Genomic DNA, 18108 nt, shown 5'->3' with positions numbered 1-18108 from the left:
CGTGCGGTTCACGGTCTTCGGCGGGGTCTCGGCACGCACGGGCGACCGCACGACCGAGTTCGGCCCGACCAGGCTGGGGGCCCTGCTCGGCGTCCTGCTCGTCGACGCGGGCCGCGTGGTGAGCGCCGAGGACCTGGTCGAACGCGTCCTGGGTGACGCGCCGCCACCCCGTGCCCGCGCGATGATGCAGACGTGGCTGACCCGGCTGCGGCACTCGCTGCCGGGCCTGGTCGAACGCGACGGAGCCGGCTACCGGGTGCGGGTCGATCCGCTGGAGATCGACCTGCACCTGTTCCGGCACCTCGTGCGCACCGGGAGGACGGCGGACGCGCTGGCGCTCGCACGGGCCGATCTTCTGTCCACACTGGACACTCCGTGGGCGAGGCAGCTGCGCGCGGACTTCGCGGCCGAGCTGCTCGCGGCCCGGCTCGACCACGTCGACGAGCGGCTGGCCCAGGGCGAGCACTCGGCGCTGGTCCCCCAACTGCACGCCCTCGCGGCCGAACGCCCGCTGGACGAACGGGTCGCCGCGCAGCTGATCGAGGCGTTGCACGGCAGCGGACGCACCGCGGAGGCGTTGCGGCACTTCGAGATCGTGCGCGCCCGGCTCGCCGGTGAGCTCGGCGCCGAACCGTCACGGCATCTCGCGACCACACACCGGCGGCTGCAGGCGGCCTCGGCCCCTCGGCAGCTGCCGGCCGCGCCCAAGCCGTTCACCGGCAGGGCCCTGGAGCTCGCGGAGCTCGACCAGGCGCCGACCGGGGTCGTGGTGATCACCGGTACCGGCGGCGTCGGCAAGACCTCGCTCGCCGTGCACTGGGCGCACCGGGCCATGGACCGGTTCCCGGACGGCCAGCTCTACGTGAACCTGCACGGCTTCGGCCCGAGCGGCGCGGCGGTGAGCCCCGGCGACGCCCTGCTGCGGTTCCTGTCCGCCCTCGACGTGCCGCGCGCCCAGGTGCCGCACGACCTCGCGGGCCAGTCGGCGTTGCTGCGGGACGCGCTCGCGGACAAGCGGGTGCTCATGCTGCTGGACAACGCGACGGACGCCGACCAGATCGAGCCGTTGCTGCCGCGCACGCCGAACGCGCACGTGGTGATCACGAGCCGCACCACGCTGAAACCCGCGCGCTCCCACGCGTTGCCGCTCGGATTGCTGCCGCCAGACGACGCCCGCGAACTGCTGGCCGCCCGCATCGGGCACGACCGCGCGCGGGCAGAACCGGACGCCGTCGACACCGTGGTCCGCCGCTGCGCCCGTCTGCCGCTGGCGCTCGCGGTGGCCGGTGCCCGTGCGGCCACACAGCCGGAGTTCCCGCTGGCCGCACTGGCGGACGAGCTGGCCGACCTCGACGCGTTCGCCGACGACGATGACGTCACGGCGGACCTGCGGTCGGTGTTCTCCCACTCCTGCAAGGCGTTGAGCCCCGCGGCGCTGCGGCTGTTCCGGCTGCTCGGGCTGATGCCGGGCCCCGACATCAGCCTCGCAGGCGCCGCCTCGCTCGCCGGACTGGACCTGTCGCAGACTGACGTGCTGCTCGCGGACCTGGCGGCGGCGAACCTGATCGACCAGCCGGAACCGGGCCGGTTCACCTGCCACGACCTGCTGCGCGACTACGCGGCCGAACTGGCGCTGGACAGCGAACGGGACGAGGCGCTGCACCGGTTGCTCGACCACCTCGCGCTGACGGGCGTCGAGGCCGGCGTCGTGTACACGCCCAGCCGCCACCGCCCGGCCACGCACGAACCGGCCGCGGGCACGGTTGTCCAGCGGTTCGCCACGCACGAGGACGCGCTGGCGTGGCTGATGGCCGAGCACCCGACGCTGATGGCCGCGATGCCGCACGGCACGGCGGCGCAGACGTGGCTCATGGGCTGGTCGCTCGCCGACGCACTCGACCGCCAGGCGCGCTACCGCGATCTGCTGACGTCGCAACAACTCGCGGTCGCCGCGGTCGCGCAGCTCGACGACGCCGACGGCCTGGGCCGCACGCTGATCAACCTCGGCCGCAGCCTGAGCCGCATGGGCAGGCCGGAGGAGTCCACCGCCGCGCTGCACCGGGCGTTCGACGTCTACGAGGGCAACCCGGCGGGCCAGGCAGGGGTGCTGCTGAACATCGCGATGCTGACCCCGGACGACCGGATCGGCGAGGCCATGGAGACCACCCGGCGCGGGCTCGCGTTGTTCGAGGAGTGCGGTGACTCCTACGGCCAGGCCAACGCGCTGACCGGGCTCGCGTGGGGGCACGGCAAGCTCGGCGAGTACGCGGAGGCCGTCGAGTACGGCGAGCGCGCGATGCGGATGTGGCAGGCGATGGACCACCTGATCGGCCAGGCCGAGGCGTGGGACAACCTGGGCACCGGCCACCTCGGGCTGGGCGAGCACGCGAAGGCCGCCGAGGCGTTCACCCGGTCCTCCGAGATGTTCCGGCTCGGCGGTGACCTCCCGCTGGAAGCCGGTGCGTACGAACAGCTCGGCGACACCCATGCGGACGCGGGTGACGCCGAGCTGGCTCGCCAGGCCTGGCAGAAGGCCGTCGCACTGCGCACGGAGGCGGGCCTTCCGACCGACGGCGTGCGCGCGAAACTACAGGCCGAAGGCCAGCAGCACTGATCCGTTGGGGTTCGTGAACTCCGGGTAGTAGCCGGACTGCACGTACACCATCCCGTCCGACACCACCGCTCCCGTGCCGGGCCCGGACATCGTGCCGCCGCGCCCGATCAGCCCGTTGACACCGCGAACGTCCTGCACGGTGTCGTAGGTCCAGATGATCCGGCCGGTTTTTGCTTCGTACGCGCGGAACTTGCCGTCAGCGGCACCGAGCCACACCACGCCGGGCGTGCTGGACACCGGCAGACCGTGCGCCCGCGCGCAGCTCGGCTGGCCCGCCGCCCCGCCCGTGGTGCAGCCGTCCTCCGGCGCCGGGGTCTCCCACAGCACCTGGCCGGTGCCGGGGTCCACCGCGAACAGCTTGCCGGGCTCGGCGTAGTAGGTCGCGATGTAGAGCCGCTTGCCGTCGTAGCTCGATCCCCACTGGATGCCGGAGACACCACCGCTGGGCAGCGGCACGCCGAGCTGACGACGCCACACGACCTGGCCCGTGGCGGCGTCGAACACGTGGTACACACCGGACTTCTGGCCGACACCGACGAGCTGACGGCCGCCCACGGAGAACAGGTTCGGCGTGGCACCGATGTCGTAGTCGAGGTTGGTGCCGTCCTTGAGCCCAGGGCAGTAGCCCTCGGCGTCAGGCGTGTTGCACGCGTCGCGCCAGGTGTCGGCGTCGGTGACCTGGTGGGTCCACCTCACCGCGCCGGTGCGGGCGTTGAGCGCGAGCAACGAGTCGAACTCGCCGCCCTTGCCGGTGTAGTTCTGGCCGGTGCCGACGTAGAGCGTGCCGGTCCTGCGGTCGATCACCGGCGAGCTCCACACCCCGGCACCCGACGGCTCGAACCGCTTGGCGCCGTTGGGCCACGTGCCGACCTCGACGGGTTCCGGCACCGTGTAGTGGCGCCACACCAGCGCACCCGTGTCGATGTCGTAGGCGTCGATGTGGCCGCGGAACGTGCAGCAGGCGTGCGAGATCGGCAGCGTGTTCTCCGCGCTGGACGTGCCGACGTACAGCAGTCCGTTGTGGACGATCGGCGAGCTGGTGGTGGTCGACGCGATGCCGTCGTCCATCTGCACCTGCCACCGCAGGCGGCCGGTGCGCTGGTCGAGCGCGTAGAGGCGACTCGCGTTGTCACCGAAGAACACCTTGCCCTCTGCGACCGTCGGTCCGTCGGAGTTGTAGGTGTAGTGGCCGGCCGCCGGGATCGCGAACTCCCACTTCGCCCTGCCTGTGCGCGCGTCCCTCGCGTAGAACTTCTTGTCGGGGCCACCGAAGTAGATGGTGTCCCCGACCACCGCCGGCTGGCTGCGGACGCCGTTGAACTCGCCCTTGGGATAGGCGAACGCCCACTTCAGCTTGAGCTTGCCCGCGTTGCCGGCGTTGAGCCGCCACTCCGCGGCGTTGTGCCGGGATCCGTTGAGGTCCTTCTGCCACCCCGCCCAGTCGCCGCCGGCGTGAGCCGTCGCGGGTGACGCGGTGAGCACTACTAGCGCCGTGGTGAGCAGCGCTGTGGTCTTGAGCATGAGTTTCCCCCTTCCACCAGCAACCCTGACAGCGGAGGAAGGGGGAAACACCCAAAGAAGGTCTGTTTGAAATTAGCCGATCGGTTGATGCGTCACGACGCTCACGCCGGGAAAGCCCTTGCCGACGATCGGGTTCTGCCTTCCGTTCAGGTACTGCCGGAAGAACGCCGGGATGTAGGTGGTGGCGACCCTGCGCTGCTGTTCAGGCGTCAGCGCGGTGGCCGGGCAGCTGCTGTCGTTGTCGTAGGACCATTCGGTATTGAAGTAGTTGTGGTTCGCGTTCTTCGGTGTGACGGCGTGAATCGGGACGACGTTGCGGCCCTTGGCGTTGTCGATGTACGAACCGCCGCTGACCGCGCCGTCACAGCTGCCGGTCATCACCGCGAACGGGGTCTTCGTGATGCGGTAGTCGAGGTTCTCCGGCGCTTCCGGGTCCGACGCGTAGTAGTCGGCGGGCGCGAGCGGGAGCACCGCCTTGATCCGCACACCGGCCGGCAGTTCGGCGGCGTGCTTGTCCGACGCCTGGTAGACCGCGCCACGGCCACCGCGCGAGTGCCCGAGCGTGCCGACGTTGGTCAGGTCGACGTGCCCGCGGAACCCCGGCAGCTTCAACGGCCCCTTGCCGTCGTCGAGATCGCGCCACAGCTCCAGGTGTTTGCTCATCACGGCCGCCCTGGCAACGTCCGCGATCTCGCCCATCTCCCCCGCGTTGACGCCGTTCACGCTCACCGACACGACCACGAAACCCTGCCGCGCCAGCTCCTCGGCGAGGTAGTCGTACCCGCGGTAGCTCGGGAACGCGTCCCCGGCCGGACACGGCCACTTCCACTGGTCGTCGGCACACGGCTTCCAGTAACCGTGCGCGAGCAGCACCAGCGGGCGCTTGCCGACGAGCGTGCGCGGCGCATGCACGACCGCGGTGAGTTCGAGATCGGCGACGGGGCCGTCCGGTCCGGTGTGAAAGCCGGGCACTTGAAAGGCCCGGTCACCGAGCGAGTACTCGACCTTCCTCACGCCGGAGCCGTGGTCGGCTGCGGAACTGGTCGGCGCGGCCAGCACCATCGCCATCACGACGGCGGCCGCTGCTTTTCCGATAACCATGTGCAGATCTCACCCGGAACTTGTGGTCGTCCTGTGAGGGAGCTGTCACGGTTCTGCCACAGCGAGATGGCCCGTGAACCCGCCGAACCGCAGCGCCAGCGGACCCTTGCCCACCCTGAGGTCGCGCCACAGCTCACGATGTTGTTCCAGCGCGGAGGGATCGCCGACCTGCACCACGACGATCCCCCGCCGGGCCAGGTCCTGCGCGTACGCGTCGGAACCGAGGACGTTGAACACCACGGGCCGCACGCCGACGAGCGTCCGCGGCGCGTGCACCACACCGGTCAGCTCACCGGCGTCGTAGCGCATGGTCATGATCGCGGGCCGGTAGTCGTCCTGCGAGGGTGCGGCCGCCGTGCTTTGCGCCGTCAGCATCAGGGCGCACGCCACGGCAACAAGGACTCTGCCGATTGCCATGGACACGATCTCATCGAGTCCGTGTGCGCTGAACGTCCGGACTATGTCACGGTTTTGCTACAGCGCGCTCAACACCGTCGAGCAACACTTTCAATCCGCCGCGAAAGTTCTCCACGGCGTCGTTCTCCAGATAAGGCAGTTCCGGATCAGCCGGATCGGATCTGGCAGGCTCTCGATCGTTCTCCAGCACGTGCAGCATCGGGAACTTCTTCGCGAGGTCGGGCTCGATCTCCGTCAGCACGGCCGACCGCGCGTACCACCACTCCTCGTCCGCCTCGCCGGTCGCGCCGCCCGCGGCCCGCGCCTCGGCGACGGTCTGGGCAGCGCCGCGCACGAAGTAGTTGATGGCGCCGACGATGCCGCGCAGCTCCCTGCCGGGCAGGCCGGTGGACACCATGATCGCGGCCAGCGCCTCGATCACCGCGAACTCGTGCGGGCCCAGCACCGGACGTGCCTGCGACACCTGCAGCATCCACGGGTGACGGCTGTAGAACTCCCACATGTCCTGCGCCCACGCGGTGACGGCGGGCCGCCAGCCGTCGTCGAGCGGGTAGGACACCGGCAGCTCGGCCATCGCGCGGTCGTACATCAGGTCGACCAGCTCGTTCTTGCCCGGCACGTACGTGTAGAGCGCCATGGCCGTGCGCCCGAGCCGCTCCCCCACCGCGCGCATCGAGAACGCCATGCCGTGCTCGTCGGCGACCGCGATGGCCGCATCGACGATCGCGTCCACGCTCAGTCCCGGCTTCGGCCCGGAACGCTTCTCCGCGACCGACGCCCGCCAGAGCAGTTCGATGGAACGGCGCGGGTCGCCCTGACCTGCGTAGACGACCACGGTTGCGACTCCTTACGACGTAAAGTACCCTCGTTGGTCGATACTTTACGCCATAAAGAATCAACGGGGGAAGCAGCCTTGAACGCTGTCGCAGACAGCCATGACGTGATCCAGGTCCGCGGAGCGAGGGAGAACAACCTCGCGGACGTGTCACTCGACGTCCCCAAGCGCCGCCTGACCGTCTTCACCGGCGTGTCCGGCTCCGGCAAGTCCTCGCTGGTCTTCGGCACGATCGCGGCCGAGTCCCAGCGCATGATCAACGAGACCTACACCGCGTTCCTGCAGTCCTTCATGCCGTCGATCGGCCGCCCGGACGTCGACTCGCTGCACAACCTGAGCGCGGCGATCATCGTCGACCAGGAACGCATGGGCGCGAACTCCCGCTCCACCGTCGGCACCGCCACCGACGCCCACACCATGCTCCGGATCGTCTTCAGCCGCCTCGGCCGGCCGCACGTCGGCACGTCCGGCGCGTTCAGCTTCAACCTGCCGGAAGGCATGTGCCAGACCTGCGAGGGCCTGGGCAAGGTCACCACCATCGACGTGGACGCCATCGTCGACCGGAGCAAGTCGCTCAACGACGGCGCGATCGACGCCCCGAACTACGGCGTCGGCACCTGGTACTGGCAGGTGCTCGCGAACTCCGGCCTCTACCCCGCCGACCAGCCGATCTCGACGTTCACCGAGCAGCAGCTCGACGACTTCCTCTACAAGCCGACGACGAAGCTGAACATCAACGGCACCAAGGTCACCTACGACGGCCTGATCTCCAAGCTGCAGCGCACGATCCTGTCCAAGGACCGCGAGTCCATGCAGCCGCACGCCCGCGCGTTCGTCGACAGGGCGGTCACCTTCGCGACCTGCCACGACTGCCAGGGCGCCCGGCTCAACCAGGCCGCGTTGAACTCGAGGATCCGCGGCGCGAACATCGCGGACTGCTGCGCGATGCAGATCAGCGACCTGGCGAAGTTCGTGCACGCCATCGACGACCCGTCCGTCGCGCCCCTGCTCGCCACCCTGCGCGGCACGCTCGACTCGCTGGTCGAGATCGGCCTCGGCTACCTGTCGCTCGACCGCGAGTCCGGCACGCTGTCCGGCGGCGAGTCGCAGCGCGTGAAGATGGTGCGGCACCTGGGTTCCTCGCTCACCGACATCACCTACGTGTTCGACGAACCGACCGTCGGCCTGCACCCGCACGACATCCAGCGGATGAACAACCTCCTGCTCCTGCTGCGGGACAAGGGCAACACCGTCCTCGTCGTGGAGCACAAGCCGGAGACCATCGAGATCGCCGACCACGTCGTCGACCTCGGCCCCGGCGCGGGCGTCAACGGCGGCCACCTCTGCTACTCCGGCGACGTGGCGGGCCTGCGCGCGTCCGGCACGCTGACCGGCCGCCACCTCGACCACCGGGCCAAGCTGCGGCCGGAGTTCCGCTCCCCCAAGGGGTTCCTGACGATCACCGGCGCCCGCACCAACAACCTCAAGGACGTGTCGGTCGACCTCCCGCTCGGCGTGCTGACCGTGGTCACCGGCGTCGCGGGCTCCGGCAAGTCGTCGCTGATCCACGGATCGCTGCGCGCGCGGCCGGGCGTCGTGACGGTCGACCAGTCGCCGATCCGCGGCTCGCGCCGGTCCAACCCCGCCACCTACACCGGCCTGCTCGACTCGGTGCGCACGGCCTTCGCCAAGGCCAACGGCGTCAAGGCGGCTCTGTTCAGCGCGAACTCCGAGGGCGCGTGCGAGAAGTGCAAGGGCATCGGGCTCGTCTACACCGACCTCGCGATGATGGCCGGCGTCGCCACGGTCTGCGAGAAGTGCGAGGGCAAGCGGTTCACTCCCGAGGTACTGCGCTACACGTTGCGGGGCAAGAACATCAGCGAGGTGCTCGGCATGTCCGTCGCCGGGGCCCGCGACTTCTTCCCGTCCGGCCAGGCGCACGCGGTGCTCAGCCGCCTGCACGACGTCGGCCTGTCGTACCTCTCGCTCGGCCAGCCGCTCACGACGCTGTCCGGCGGTGAGCGGCAACGACTGAAGCTCGCGATCCACATGGCGGAGAAAGCCTCCACGTACGTGCTGGACGAACCGACCTCCGGCCTGCACCTCGCGGACGTCGACCAGCTGCTCGGCCTGCTGGACCAGCTGATCGACGCCGGCAACACGGTGATCGTGATCGAGCACCACCTCGCCGTGATGGCGCACGCCGACTGGATCGTCGACATGGGCCCCGGCGCGGGTCACGACGGCGGCCAGGTCGTCTTCTCCGGCACCCCCGGCGAGCTCGTGTCCACTTCGGACACCCTGACCGCCCGGCACCTGAAGGGATACCTGTCTTGAGCCTGCTGACGGTGACCTCGGTCCAGCCGCTGACCCCGCGCATGACCCGCCTGACGTTCGGCGGCCCCGGGCTCGGTGACATCGGCACCTGGCCGGACCAGCAACTCAAGCTGCTCTTCCCCCGGCCAGGCGGATCAGCGCACGTGTCGGACGCCCCCGACGTCGGCACCTGGTACCAGGCCTACCTCGGGATGCCCGAGCCCGAACGGCCGTGGATGCGCAGCTTCACCGTCCGGTCGCTGGCCGACGGCGTGCTGACCGTCGACTTCGTGCTGCACGGCGACAGCGGACCAGCATCGCGCTGGGCTGCCACGGCCCAGGTCGGTGACGTCATCGGGCGGTTCGGGCCCTCGGCCGACTACGCCCGCCCGCTCGGCACCGCCGACCTGCTGGTGTTCGCGGGCGACGAGACCGCGTTGCCCGCGATCGGCTCGTTGCTGGAACTGCTGCCCGCGTCCCAGCAACGACTGGTGTTCGTCGAGGTCGCGGACCCGTTGGAGGAGCAGGACGTCCCCGGCGTGCGATGGGTGCACCGCAGTGCCGGGGAGGACCTGGTCTCGGTGGTGACCGCGGCCGAAGTGCCGTCGTCGGTGTGGGTGTGGCTCGGCGGCGAGGCCTCCGCGGTCCGCACGCTGCGCAGGCACTTCGTCGGCCTCGGAGTGTCCAAGAAGGACATCGAGTTCGCCGGTTACTGGCGGCGCGCGCTCACCCAGGACGACGCGCCCACCGCCGACGACCTCGCCGAGGTCCAGGAACGGATCGCCGCGCTCAGCGAGTGAACTCCAGCAGGCTGCGGCCGGGGGTCACCTGAGTCACGGACGCGAGTTTGAGTCCGTGCGCCGCCGCCAGCCGTTCGAAGTCGTGGAGCCCTCGGTCGCGCCCCCCGAAGTGCACGAGCATGACGAGGTCGAACTCCGTGCTCTCGCCGAGGGACTCCACGACGAGGACCCGCCCGTCCGGCGCCGCCTCGACGCAGCGCGCCAGGATCCGGTGCGCCTGCTCGTCGTCCCAGTCGTGCAGGATGTCGAACAGCAGGTAGGCGTCCGCCCCGGCGGGCAACGGGTCGAAGAAGCTGCCTCCGGTCACCTCTGTGCGGTCGCCGAGGCCGTACAGGCCGAGCACCGCACGTGCACCCTCCGCGGTGTCCTCCAGGTCGACGAGGTGGCCGCGCATCGCCGGGTTCGCCTCGAGGATCGCGGCGAGCAGGCTGCCATGCCCGCCACCGACGTCGACGAGCGTGCCGAACCGCGACCAGTCGTAGTTCCTGACGACCTGCGGCACCCAGTCCCGCATGCGGTCGGTCATCTGCCGGTCGAACGCGTCCCGAAGATGCCGCTGCTCGGCCAGGTCGGTCCAGAAGTCCTGCCCGTAGCGGACGGGGTAGGCGGGCCCGCCGGTGCGGACGCTGTGGATCAGGTCGATGAACGCCAGGTCGGCGCGCCCGGCGGCGGAGTCCTGGTGCAGCAGGTTGTTCAGGTTGTTGTCCGCGTCCACGCAGAGCAGTGCGCCGAAGGGCGTGGTGCGGTAGCCGGCGCCCATGGGTTCGGCCACACCGAGGGTCACCAGGTGGTCGAGGAGCAGGTCGAGAGCGAGCGGATCGACCTCGAGTTCGGGTGCGAGTTCGTGGGCGGTCGCGGGGCGATCACGCAGGCGGTCCGGCAGCCCCAGGGTCACGGCGACCCGGAGTGCCATCGGCGTGACCAGCCCGGACATCTGTCGGAGCCGTTGTACGTCGGTGTCCACGTAGACCCACCCTGCCACCACGTGCAACTTAATTTCGGTCAACACTGAAGCAATAGTGTTAACACGTTCTCAGCCAGTGGACGTGGACGATTCACTCACTCGATCGGCTTACTGTGCGGCGCGACAGATCAACACGCCCGAGAAGCAGGTCATGCAGTTGTCCACTCCCGTCGCGCGGTCCGTGCCCGCCGCGATCAGATCGGTGCTCGCCCGCGACCGCTGGGCGCTCGCCGGCACCGTCACCGTCCTGGTGATCGGCCTGGTCGCGATCTTCGCGGACGTCCTCACCGCCATCGAGGGCCACGACCCGTACACCTACGACGCCACCGCGCTCGATCGCGAGACCGGGCTGCCCGCCGGAGCGTTCGGCGGGGTGAGCACCGAGCACTGGTTCGGGGTCGAGCCGCTGACCGGGCGGGACCTGTTCGCGATCGTCGTGCACGGCGCGCGGACGTCGTTCCTGATCGGCCTCGCGGCCACGCTGGTCTCGATCGGGCTCGGGGTGCTGATCGGCGCGGCCGCCGGCTACCTCGGCGGCTGGGTCGACCGGATCATCACCTGGGGCGCCGACGTGTTCCTGGGCTTCCCGTACCTGGTGTTCATGATCGCGATCGGGGCGGTGGTGCCGGTCGAGTTCCCGCGGGCGCTGCTGCTGATCGTGGTGATCGGGTTCTTCGGCTGGCCGTCGACCGCGCGGATCGTGCGGGCGCAGGTGCTCACGTTGAAGGAACGCAACTTCGTGAAGGCCGCCCGCGTGCTCGGCGCCTCGCCGTGGCAGGTGTTCCGCACCGAGCTGCTGCCGAACCTCTGGGGTCCCGTGCTCGTCATGGCAACGTTGTCGGTGCCGGGCAAGATCGGGCTGGAGGCCGCGCTGTCGTTCCTCGGCGTCGGGGTGCTGCCGCCCACGCCGAGCTGGGGCCGTTCCATCAGCGCCGCGATCGACTGGGTGCGGGTCGACCCCGCGTACCTGCTGTTCCCCGGCCTGGCGCTGTTCGCGGTCACGTGGGCGTTCAACGCGGTCGGCGACGGCCTGCGGGACGCGCTCGACCCGAGGTCGGTGACCAGGTGAGGACGCTCAGGTACGCCTCGGCGCGGCTGGGCGGCATGCTGCTCGTGCTGCTGATCGTCGCCTTCTGCACGTTCGTCGTGTTCTACCTGGTGCCGTCGGATCCGGCCCTGCTGGCGTGCGGCAAGCCGTGCACGCCGGAGAACCTCGCGCTGGCGCGGGAGTTCATGGGCTTCGACGAGCCGTGGTGGCAGCAGTTCCTCACGTTCCTCGGCGGGATCTTCACCGGGCGGACGTTCGGCACCGGCGCGACGGCGATCCACTGCGCCGCACCGTGTTTCGGCTACTCGTTCCGGCAGAACGCCGACGTGCTGGAGCTGATCGGCGACCGGCTGCCGGTGACGTTCTCGCTCGCGATCGGCGCCGCGATCCTGTGGGTCGGGCTGGGCGTCGCGATCGGCGTGTACGCCGCGCTGCGCAAGGACTCCTGGTTCGACCGGGCCGCGCTCGCGGGGTCCGTGATCGGCGTGTCCGCGCCCGTGTACCTGGTGGGGCTGCTCGGGATCCTCGTGCTCGGCTTCCAGCTCAACGTCGTGCCGGTCGGCAACTACACCGCGTTCAGCGAGGACCCGGTGCGCTGGGCGTGGGGTCTGGTGCTGCCCTGGTGCGTGCTGGCGTTCGCGCACGGCGCCCACTACGTGAAGCTCACTCGCTCGCAGATGCTCGAGACGATGAGCGAGGACTTCATCCGCACGGCCCGCGCGAAGGGCGTGCCGGAACGGACCGTCGTCGGCAAACACGCGCTGCGCAACGTGTTGCTGCCCGTCGTGACGCTGACCGGCATCGAGTTCGGCTCGCTGCTCGGCGGCGCCGTGATCACCGAGCGGGTGTTCAGCCTGCCGGGCCTGGGCGGCCTGCTGATCGAGGCGGTGCACGCCCGCGACCTGCCGACCCTGCTCGGCTGCACCTTGTTCGCAGGTTTTCTCGTAGTCGTCGCCAACGCCGTCGTCGACCTGTCCTACGGCGTGCTCGATCCGCGAGCACGACTCACCTGAGGGGGAAAGTCCGTTGTCCAGCAAGAAACTTCTAACGATCGCGCTCGCGGGAGCCCTGGCGGTGTCGGCGTGCGGCGCGAACGACCAGAAGCCCTCCGGTGACGCCGCGGCCAAGCCGGAGAAGGGCGGCACGCTGCGCATCCTGTCCGAGTCGCGCACGCTCAACCTCGACCCGGCCAAGTCGCAGAGCCTCGCGATCACCTCGCTCGGCCTGGTGCACCGCAGGCTGACCGGCTGGCAGAACGCCGTCGGCCAGCCCGCCAAGGTCGTCCCCGACCTCTCCGACACCGGCAAGACCAGCGACGGTGGCAAGACCTGGACGTTCGTGCTGCAGGACGGCCTGAAGTTCAGCGACGGCACGCCGATCACGTCCGCGGACGTGAAGTGGGGCGTCGAGCGGTCGTACGCACCGGCGTTCGGCGGCGGCCTCGGCTACCACAAGGACCTGCTGGGCGGCGGAGACTACCAGGGCCCGTTCGAGGGCAAGGAGCTCGACTCCATCAAGACCCCGGACGAGAAGACCATCGTCTTCACGCTGACCCGCCCGTACGGCGACTGGCCGTGGATCGCCTCCACGCCGGCGTTCGCACCGGTGCCGAAGGGCAAGGGCGCGGAGGCCGACTACCACGAGCACGCGGTCGCGTCCGGCCCGTACGAGGTCGAGACCTACACCAAGGGCGTCGAGGTCAAGCTCAAGCGCAACACGAACTGGGAGCCCGCGAAGGACCAGGTCCGCGCAGGACTGCCCGACAGCGTGGTGTTCCAGCTGGGCCAGGAGGCCTCGGTCGTCTCGCAGCGCCTCGCCGCCGACTCCGGTGACGACCAGACCGCGTTCGCGTCGTCGTTCGTCTCCCCCGCCCAGCTCGCGCAGCTGCAGGGCAACCCGTCGGCGAAGTCCCGCGTGGTGACCTCGAAGTCGGGCGCCGTCGCCTACCTCGCGCTGAACACGCAGAAGGCACCGCTGAACAACGTCAAGGTGCGGCAGGCGTTCCAGTACGCGGTGAACAAGGCCGCCTACCAGGTGGCGTCCGCCGGCAACGCCCAGCTCGCCGGTGACACCGCCTCCACGCTGATCACGCAGGGCATCGAGGGCCGCGAGCAGTTCGACCTCTACCCCAGCAAGCCCGAGGGCGACCCGGACAAGGCCAAGGCGCTGCTCGCCGAGGCCGGTTTCCCGAACGGCCTCGACAACCTGTCGCTGGTGCTGAACAAGTCCAACAACCAGACCGACAAGGCCGAGGCGATCCAGGCGGCGCTGGCCCGCGCCGGCATCAAGGTGAACATCCGTTCCCTGGAGGAGGACGCGTTCCAGACCGAGACGAACCTCTCGGACAACCCGTCCTACGACCTCACCCTGTCGTCGTGGCAGCCGGACTTCCCCAGCGCGAACTCGAACATCCAGCCGCTGTTCGCGACCTCGGAGATCGGCAAGGGCGGTTACAACACCTCGCGCTACTCCAACGCGGACGTGGACAAGCTGATCGAGGAGGCGCAGTCCACCGTGGACCCGGCGGAGGCCGGGAAGAAGTGGGCCGCGATCGACAAGCGGATCCTGCAGGACTCGCCGGTCGTGCCGCTGATCTACACCCGCAACTCGTTCATCCGCGGCTCGAAGGTCGGCAACTTCTTCATCGCAGACTTCCCCGCCTACCCGAACTACCTGCAGGTGGGTATCACGAAGTGAGTGAAGTGCTGCTGTCGGTCGAGGACGTCTCGGTGGACTTCGGCTCCGGCTCCCCCGCGGTCAGCGAGGTCTCGTTCTCGCTGACCGCCGGGGAGGTCCTCGCCGTGGTCGGCGAGTCCGGCTCCGGCAAGACCGTGACCGCGATGTCGTTGCTGGGGCTCCTGCCCGCCACGGCGTTGGTGTCGGGACGGGCCCTGCTCGGCGGGCGGGACCTGTACTCGTTGACCGCCACCGAACTGCGTGAGGTGCGGGGCAATGACGTCGGCATGGTGTTCCAGGAACCCATGAGCGCTCTCAACCCCGTCTTCACCATCGGCAGCCAGATCGTCGAGGCCGTGCGGGTGCACCGCGCGGTCTCGCGATCCGAGGCTCGCGCAGGGGCGTTGGAACTGCTGCGGCTCGTCGGGCTGCCTCCCGAACGGTTCAAGGCCTATCCGCACGAGATGTCCGGCGGTCAGCTGCAACGCGTGGTGATCGCGATGGCGGTGGCGAACGAGCCGTCGCTGCTGATCGCCGACGAGCCGACGACCGCGCTGGACGTGACCGTGCAGGCCGAGATCCTCGGGTTGCTGCGGGACCTGCGCGACCGGCTCGGTGTCGCGATCCTGCTGATCACGCACGACATGGGCGTGGTCGCGGACCTGGCGGACCGGGTGGTCGTGATGAACGCGGGCCGGGTCGTGGAGACCGGTCCCGTGCGGCAGGTCTTCCAGGAGCCGGCGCAGGAGTACACGCGGACGTTGCTCGACTCGGTGCTGCGGCTGGACTCCCGCGAACTGGCCTCGCGTGCCGTGGAGGAACCGGTGCTGAGTCTCGCCGGCGTCTCCGTCACCTACGGCAAGTTCCGCGCGGTCTCCGAGGTGTCGCTGGAGATCGGCCGGGGCGAGACCCTCGGCCTGGTCGGCGAGTCCGGTTCCGGCAAGTCGTCCCTCGCCGGCGCGATCACCGGGCTCACCCGCTACACCGGGCGGATCACGGTGTCCGGCAAGGAGGTCTCGGCGCTGCGCAAGGCCGACCGCGGCCGGATCGGGCTGGTGTTCCAGGACCCGCTGTCGTCGCTGAACCCGCGCGCCACGATCGCGAAGTCGATCGCGCAGCCGTTGCTGCTGCACACCTCGCTGCGCGGCGCGGAACTGGCCGCGAAGGTCGACTCGCTGCTCGACGCCGTGCAGCTCACCGCCTCCCTGCGCGACCGCTACCCGCACGAGCTGTCCGGCGGCCAGCGCCAGCGGGTCGGCATCGCCCGCGCCATCGCGCTGGACCCCGACCTGCTCGTCGCCGACGAGCCGACGTCCGCGCTGGACGTGACCGTGCAGGCGAAGGTGCTGGACCTGGTCCGCTCACTGCAGCGCGACCTGCGGTTCGCGTGCCTGTTCATCAGCCACGACCTGGCCGTCGTCCAGCACCTCGCGGACCGCGTCGCGGTGCTCCACCACGGCCGCGTGGTGGAGGAGGGAACGTCGGTGTTCGCCGCGCCGCAGGACCCCTACACACAACGATTGCTGGCATCGGCGCTTACCGTGTCCGTATGAGCACCAACTGGGCGGGCAACGTCACGTTCACCGCGGCCCAGGTCGTCGCCCCGGCTTCAGCCGACGACCTGCGCGCGCTCGTGCGCGGTTCATCGGCCGTGCACGTCCTGGGCACTGGGCACTCGTTCAGCACGATCGCCGACACGACCGGCACGCTGGTGTCGCTGTCGGCCATGCCCGAGGTCTTCGAGGTGTCCGGCCACACGGTCCGGGTGAGCGCCGGCATGACGCTCGCCGACCTGTCCGTCCGGCTGGAGGCGGCGGGCCTGGCGCTGCACACGCTGCCGTCGTTGCCGCACATCACGGTGGCCGGCGCGGTCGCCACCGCCACCCACGGCTCCGGTTCCCGGTCGCTGGCCGGTGCCGTGCGGACCGTCGAGGTGATGCGCGGGGACGGCTCGGTCGTCGAGCTGACCTCCGCCGGTGCGGCCGTGTCGCTGGGCGGCCTGGGTGTCGTCACGACGCTGACCCTGGACGTGGTGCCGTCGTTCCAGGTCGCGCAGACGGTCTACGAGGACGTCGCCTGGACGACCCTGCTCGTCAAGCTGGAGCAGATCTTCGACGGCGCGTACAGCGTCAGCGCGTTCGTCGACTGGCAGGGCGGCGCGACGCTGTGGACGAAGCACCGCGTGGGCGACCCCGAGTTCGCCTTCCCTGGGCGTGCGGCGTCCGCGCCGGCGCATCCGGTTCCCGGCCAGCCCGCCGACCGCTGCACGGTGCAGGGCGGTGTGCCCGGCCCGTGGCACGAGCGGCTGCCGCACTTCCGCGCCGAGTTCACGCCGTCGGTCGGCGAGGAGCTGCAGACCGAGTACTTCGTGCCCCGCACCCGCGCGGTGACGGCGTTGCGGGCGCTGGCCGAGATGTCGACGGTGATCTCGCCGCTGGTGCAGACCTGCGAGATCCGCACGATCGACGCCGAACCGCAGTGGCTCAGCCCCGCCTTCGACCGCGACAGCATCGCGATCCACTTCACCTGGGTGCCGGACACCCCCGGCGTGCTCAGGATCCTCCCCCGGCTGGAGGAGGCCATCGCGCCGCGGCCGCACTGGGGCAAGCTCTTCACCGTGCCGCCGGCGTTGCTGGCCGCCCGCTACCCGCAGTGGGACGCCTTCCGGGCGCTGCTCGGCGAGCACGACCCGAAAGGCGTCTTCCGCAACGACTTCCTGACCCGCTACTTCGGGTCGGCCGGGCCCCTCTGACGCAGCGCCTCCAGCTCGGCGCCGGAGAACCCGTAGGTCGTCACGATGGTCATCTTCGAGCTGGTGATCACCAGTCCGGGGCCGAACTCCTCGACCACGACGCCGCGCTGGTTCGCCGACTCGAAGAACGGCTTGCCGTCCACGCCGAGGTCGACCTCGGACGGCCAGAAGATCGTGCGGCGCTGCTGCCCGGGGTGGTACTCGTGCGCGAACTTCAGCTGGTGCAGGAACGAGATCCAGCCCTCGGTGATGTCCTCGTAGTAGTCGTCCCACTCGGGTGAGGTGCCCTTGGGCGCGCGCGTCAGCACGACGCGGGTGCCCTCGGGGACGGCGCTCAGCGCGAACGTGTCGTGGCCGTGGACGATCAGCGTGGTGCCGTCCTCCTCGGCGTTCGTGAAGTAGATGTGGTCGATCTCCGCGTCGAGCTCGGGGATGTCCCAGCCGTGCCAGTGGCGCAGCTTCTCCTTGTCGCGGAACGACTGCCACACCTCCTCGACCGGCGCGGCCACGGTGATCTCGATCTGGATGCCCTCGTCACTCATCTGCCGCTCCGGGGTGGCCCATGGCGACCACCCGGTACGGGCGGCCTGACTCGGTGTCGTACTTCAGAGCGATCTGCCGCACCGCTTCGGCCAGGTCGCTGGTGAACTCGTGGACGTCGCCGGGCGCGCCGAAGCGGACCGTCGTCTCCACCGTGAACGTGAGCAAGCGCTTTCCCGCGTCGGCCGCCGCGTTCGACATCCGCTCGACGCCGCGCGCCGTGTCCTGCGCGACCGACACCAGGTGCGTCGCCGCGAACTGGTCCTGGACGCCGGCGGCGATCTCCCTGCCCGGCTTCGCGCGCAGCACGCGTTCGACGCAGCCGCGCCGCTGACGTTCCTCGACGAGCTCGACCAGTCCTGCCTGCTCCAGGGCTCTGACGTGGTAGTTCACCCGCTGCCGCGGCAGCTCGAGGGCCGCCGCGAGCTGCGTCGCCGAGGCCGGTGAGCGCAGCAGCTCCAGCAGCGATCGACGCAACGGGGACAGCTCCACGCCTAGCACGGTCTCATTTGACAAAATCATTT

15 protein-coding genes are annotated in these 18108 nt (G+C 70.0%); 8 read left to right on the top strand and 7 right to left on the bottom strand.

Annotated features, from left to right (window positions below):
- The first annotated feature begins 1 nt into the window (after window position 1).
- A complete protein-coding gene (locus ACSHWB_RS29870; protein ID WP_439656600.1) occupies window positions 2-2614 on the top strand; it encodes a BTAD domain-containing putative transcriptional regulator in 2613 nt (870 codons plus the stop codon).
- Here the strand turns inward: ACSHWB_RS29870 and ACSHWB_RS29865 are convergent.
- From ACSHWB_RS29865 to ACSHWB_RS29850, 4 genes are all read right to left on the bottom strand, one after another.
- The gene (locus ACSHWB_RS29865) at window positions 2588-4135 is read right to left on the bottom strand and encodes an outer membrane protein assembly factor BamB family protein (RefSeq protein ID WP_439656599.1); all 1548 of its coding nucleotides are present in this window, start codon (window positions 4133-4135) and stop codon (window positions 2588-2590) included. The genes ACSHWB_RS29870 and ACSHWB_RS29865 overlap by 27 nt on opposite strands.
- 72 nt (window positions 4136-4207) lie before the next feature.
- The gene (locus ACSHWB_RS29860) at window positions 4208-5236 is read right to left on the bottom strand and encodes an alpha/beta hydrolase family protein (RefSeq protein ID WP_439656598.1); all 1029 of its coding nucleotides are present in this window, start codon (window positions 5234-5236) and stop codon (window positions 4208-4210) included.
- Between the two features lie 45 nt (window positions 5237-5281).
- The gene (locus ACSHWB_RS29855; RefSeq protein WP_439656597.1) at window positions 5282-5653 is read right to left on the bottom strand and encodes a hypothetical protein; all 372 of its coding nucleotides are present in this window, start codon (window positions 5651-5653) and stop codon (window positions 5282-5284) included.
- A 46-nt stretch (window positions 5654-5699) separates the two neighbouring features.
- On the bottom strand, window positions 5700-6488 hold the full coding sequence (locus ACSHWB_RS29850) for a TetR/AcrR family transcriptional regulator C-terminal domain-containing protein (RefSeq protein WP_439656596.1): 789 nt from the start codon (window positions 6486-6488) through the stop codon (window positions 5700-5702).
- Between the two features lie 78 nt (window positions 6489-6566).
- On the opposite strand from ACSHWB_RS29850, the gene ACSHWB_RS29845 reads away from it, so the two are divergent.
- Together ACSHWB_RS29845 and ACSHWB_RS29840 are read left to right on the top strand one after the other, a co-directional pair.
- Entirely contained in the window at window positions 6567-8825 is a 2259-nt protein-coding gene (locus ACSHWB_RS29845) for an ATP-binding cassette domain-containing protein (RefSeq protein WP_439656595.1), read from the top strand.
- Window positions 8822-9604, top strand: a complete 783-nt coding sequence (locus ACSHWB_RS29840; protein ID WP_439656594.1) for a siderophore-interacting protein — start codon at window positions 8822-8824, stop codon at window positions 9602-9604. Before ACSHWB_RS29845 ends, ACSHWB_RS29840 begins: the two co-directional genes overlap by 4 nt.
- Here the strand turns inward: ACSHWB_RS29840 and ACSHWB_RS29835 are convergent.
- Window positions 9594-10568: a methyltransferase gene (locus tag ACSHWB_RS29835; RefSeq protein ID WP_439656593.1), complete on the bottom strand. Its 975-nt coding sequence runs from the start codon at window positions 10566-10568 to the stop codon at window positions 9594-9596. The two genes, ACSHWB_RS29840 and ACSHWB_RS29835, sit on opposite strands and share 11 nt — an antisense overlap.
- A 151-nt stretch (window positions 10569-10719) precedes the next feature.
- On the opposite strand from ACSHWB_RS29835, the gene ACSHWB_RS29830 reads away from it, so the two are divergent.
- From ACSHWB_RS29830 to ACSHWB_RS29810, 5 genes are read left to right on the top strand one after another with little or no spacing between them, the layout of a single operon-like run.
- Window positions 10720-11637, top strand: coding sequence for an ABC transporter permease (locus ACSHWB_RS29830; RefSeq protein ID WP_439656592.1), 918 nt, complete (start codon window positions 10720-10722; stop codon window positions 11635-11637).
- Window positions 11634-12629, top strand: coding sequence for an ABC transporter permease (locus ACSHWB_RS29825; RefSeq protein WP_439656591.1), 996 nt, complete (start codon window positions 11634-11636; stop codon window positions 12627-12629). Before ACSHWB_RS29830 ends, ACSHWB_RS29825 begins: the two co-directional genes overlap by 4 nt.
- Before the next feature lie 13 nt (window positions 12630-12642).
- Window positions 12643-14313 carry an ABC transporter substrate-binding protein gene (locus ACSHWB_RS29820; protein ID WP_439656590.1) on the top strand — a complete coding sequence of 557 codons (1671 nt, stop codon included), beginning with the start codon at window positions 12643-12645 and terminating at the stop codon, window positions 14311-14313.
- Entirely contained in the window at window positions 14310-15845 is a 1536-nt protein-coding gene (locus ACSHWB_RS29815) for a dipeptide ABC transporter ATP-binding protein (protein ID WP_439656589.1), read from the top strand. Before ACSHWB_RS29820 ends, ACSHWB_RS29815 begins: the two co-directional genes overlap by 4 nt.
- Complete coding sequence (locus tag ACSHWB_RS29810) at window positions 15842-17044, top strand: FAD-binding protein (RefSeq protein ID WP_439656588.1); 1203 nt, start codon at window positions 15842-15844, stop codon at window positions 17042-17044. The genes ACSHWB_RS29815 and ACSHWB_RS29810 overlap by 4 nt, the downstream gene beginning before the upstream one ends.
- Here the strand turns inward: ACSHWB_RS29810 and ACSHWB_RS29805 are convergent.
- Together ACSHWB_RS29805 and ACSHWB_RS29800 are read right to left on the bottom strand one after the other, a co-directional pair.
- Entirely contained in the window at window positions 17017-17586 is a 570-nt protein-coding gene (locus ACSHWB_RS29805; RefSeq protein ID WP_439656587.1) for an SRPBCC family protein, read from the bottom strand. The genes ACSHWB_RS29810 and ACSHWB_RS29805 overlap by 28 nt on opposite strands.
- A complete protein-coding gene (locus ACSHWB_RS29800; protein ID WP_439656586.1) occupies window positions 17579-18076 on the bottom strand; it encodes a helix-turn-helix domain-containing protein in 498 nt (165 codons plus the stop codon). The genes ACSHWB_RS29805 and ACSHWB_RS29800 overlap by 8 nt, the downstream gene beginning before the upstream one ends.
- Between the last annotated feature and the right edge of the window lie 32 nt (window positions 18077-18108).

Source organism: Lentzea sp. HUAS TT2, from assembly GCF_051853195.1.
Taxonomy (GTDB): domain Bacteria; phylum Actinomycetota; class Actinomycetes; order Mycobacteriales; family Pseudonocardiaceae; genus Lentzea.
This window is presented reverse-complemented; position numbering and strand designations above follow the sequence as displayed.

Coding starts and splice junctions, on each gene's coding strand:
- ACSHWB_RS29830 (WP_439656592.1), top strand. CDS start 10,720: ATGCAGTTGTCCACTCCCGTCGCGCGGTCCGTGCCCGCCGCGATCAGA.
- ACSHWB_RS29855 (WP_439656597.1), bottom strand. CDS start 5,653: ATGGCAATCGGCAGAGTCCTTGTTGCCGTGGCGTGCGCCCTGATGCTG.
- ACSHWB_RS29805 (WP_439656587.1), bottom strand. CDS start 17,586: ATGAGTGACGAGGGCATCCAGATCGAGATCACCGTGGCCGCGCCGGTC.
- ACSHWB_RS29810 (WP_439656588.1), top strand. CDS start 15,842: ATGAGCACCAACTGGGCGGGCAACGTCACGTTCACCGCGGCCCAGGTC.
- ACSHWB_RS29865 (WP_439656599.1), bottom strand. CDS start 4,135: ATGCTCAAGACCACAGCGCTGCTCACCACGGCGCTAGTAGTGCTCACC.
- ACSHWB_RS29860 (WP_439656598.1), bottom strand. CDS start 5,236: ATGGTTATCGGAAAAGCAGCGGCCGCCGTCGTGATGGCGATGGTGCTG.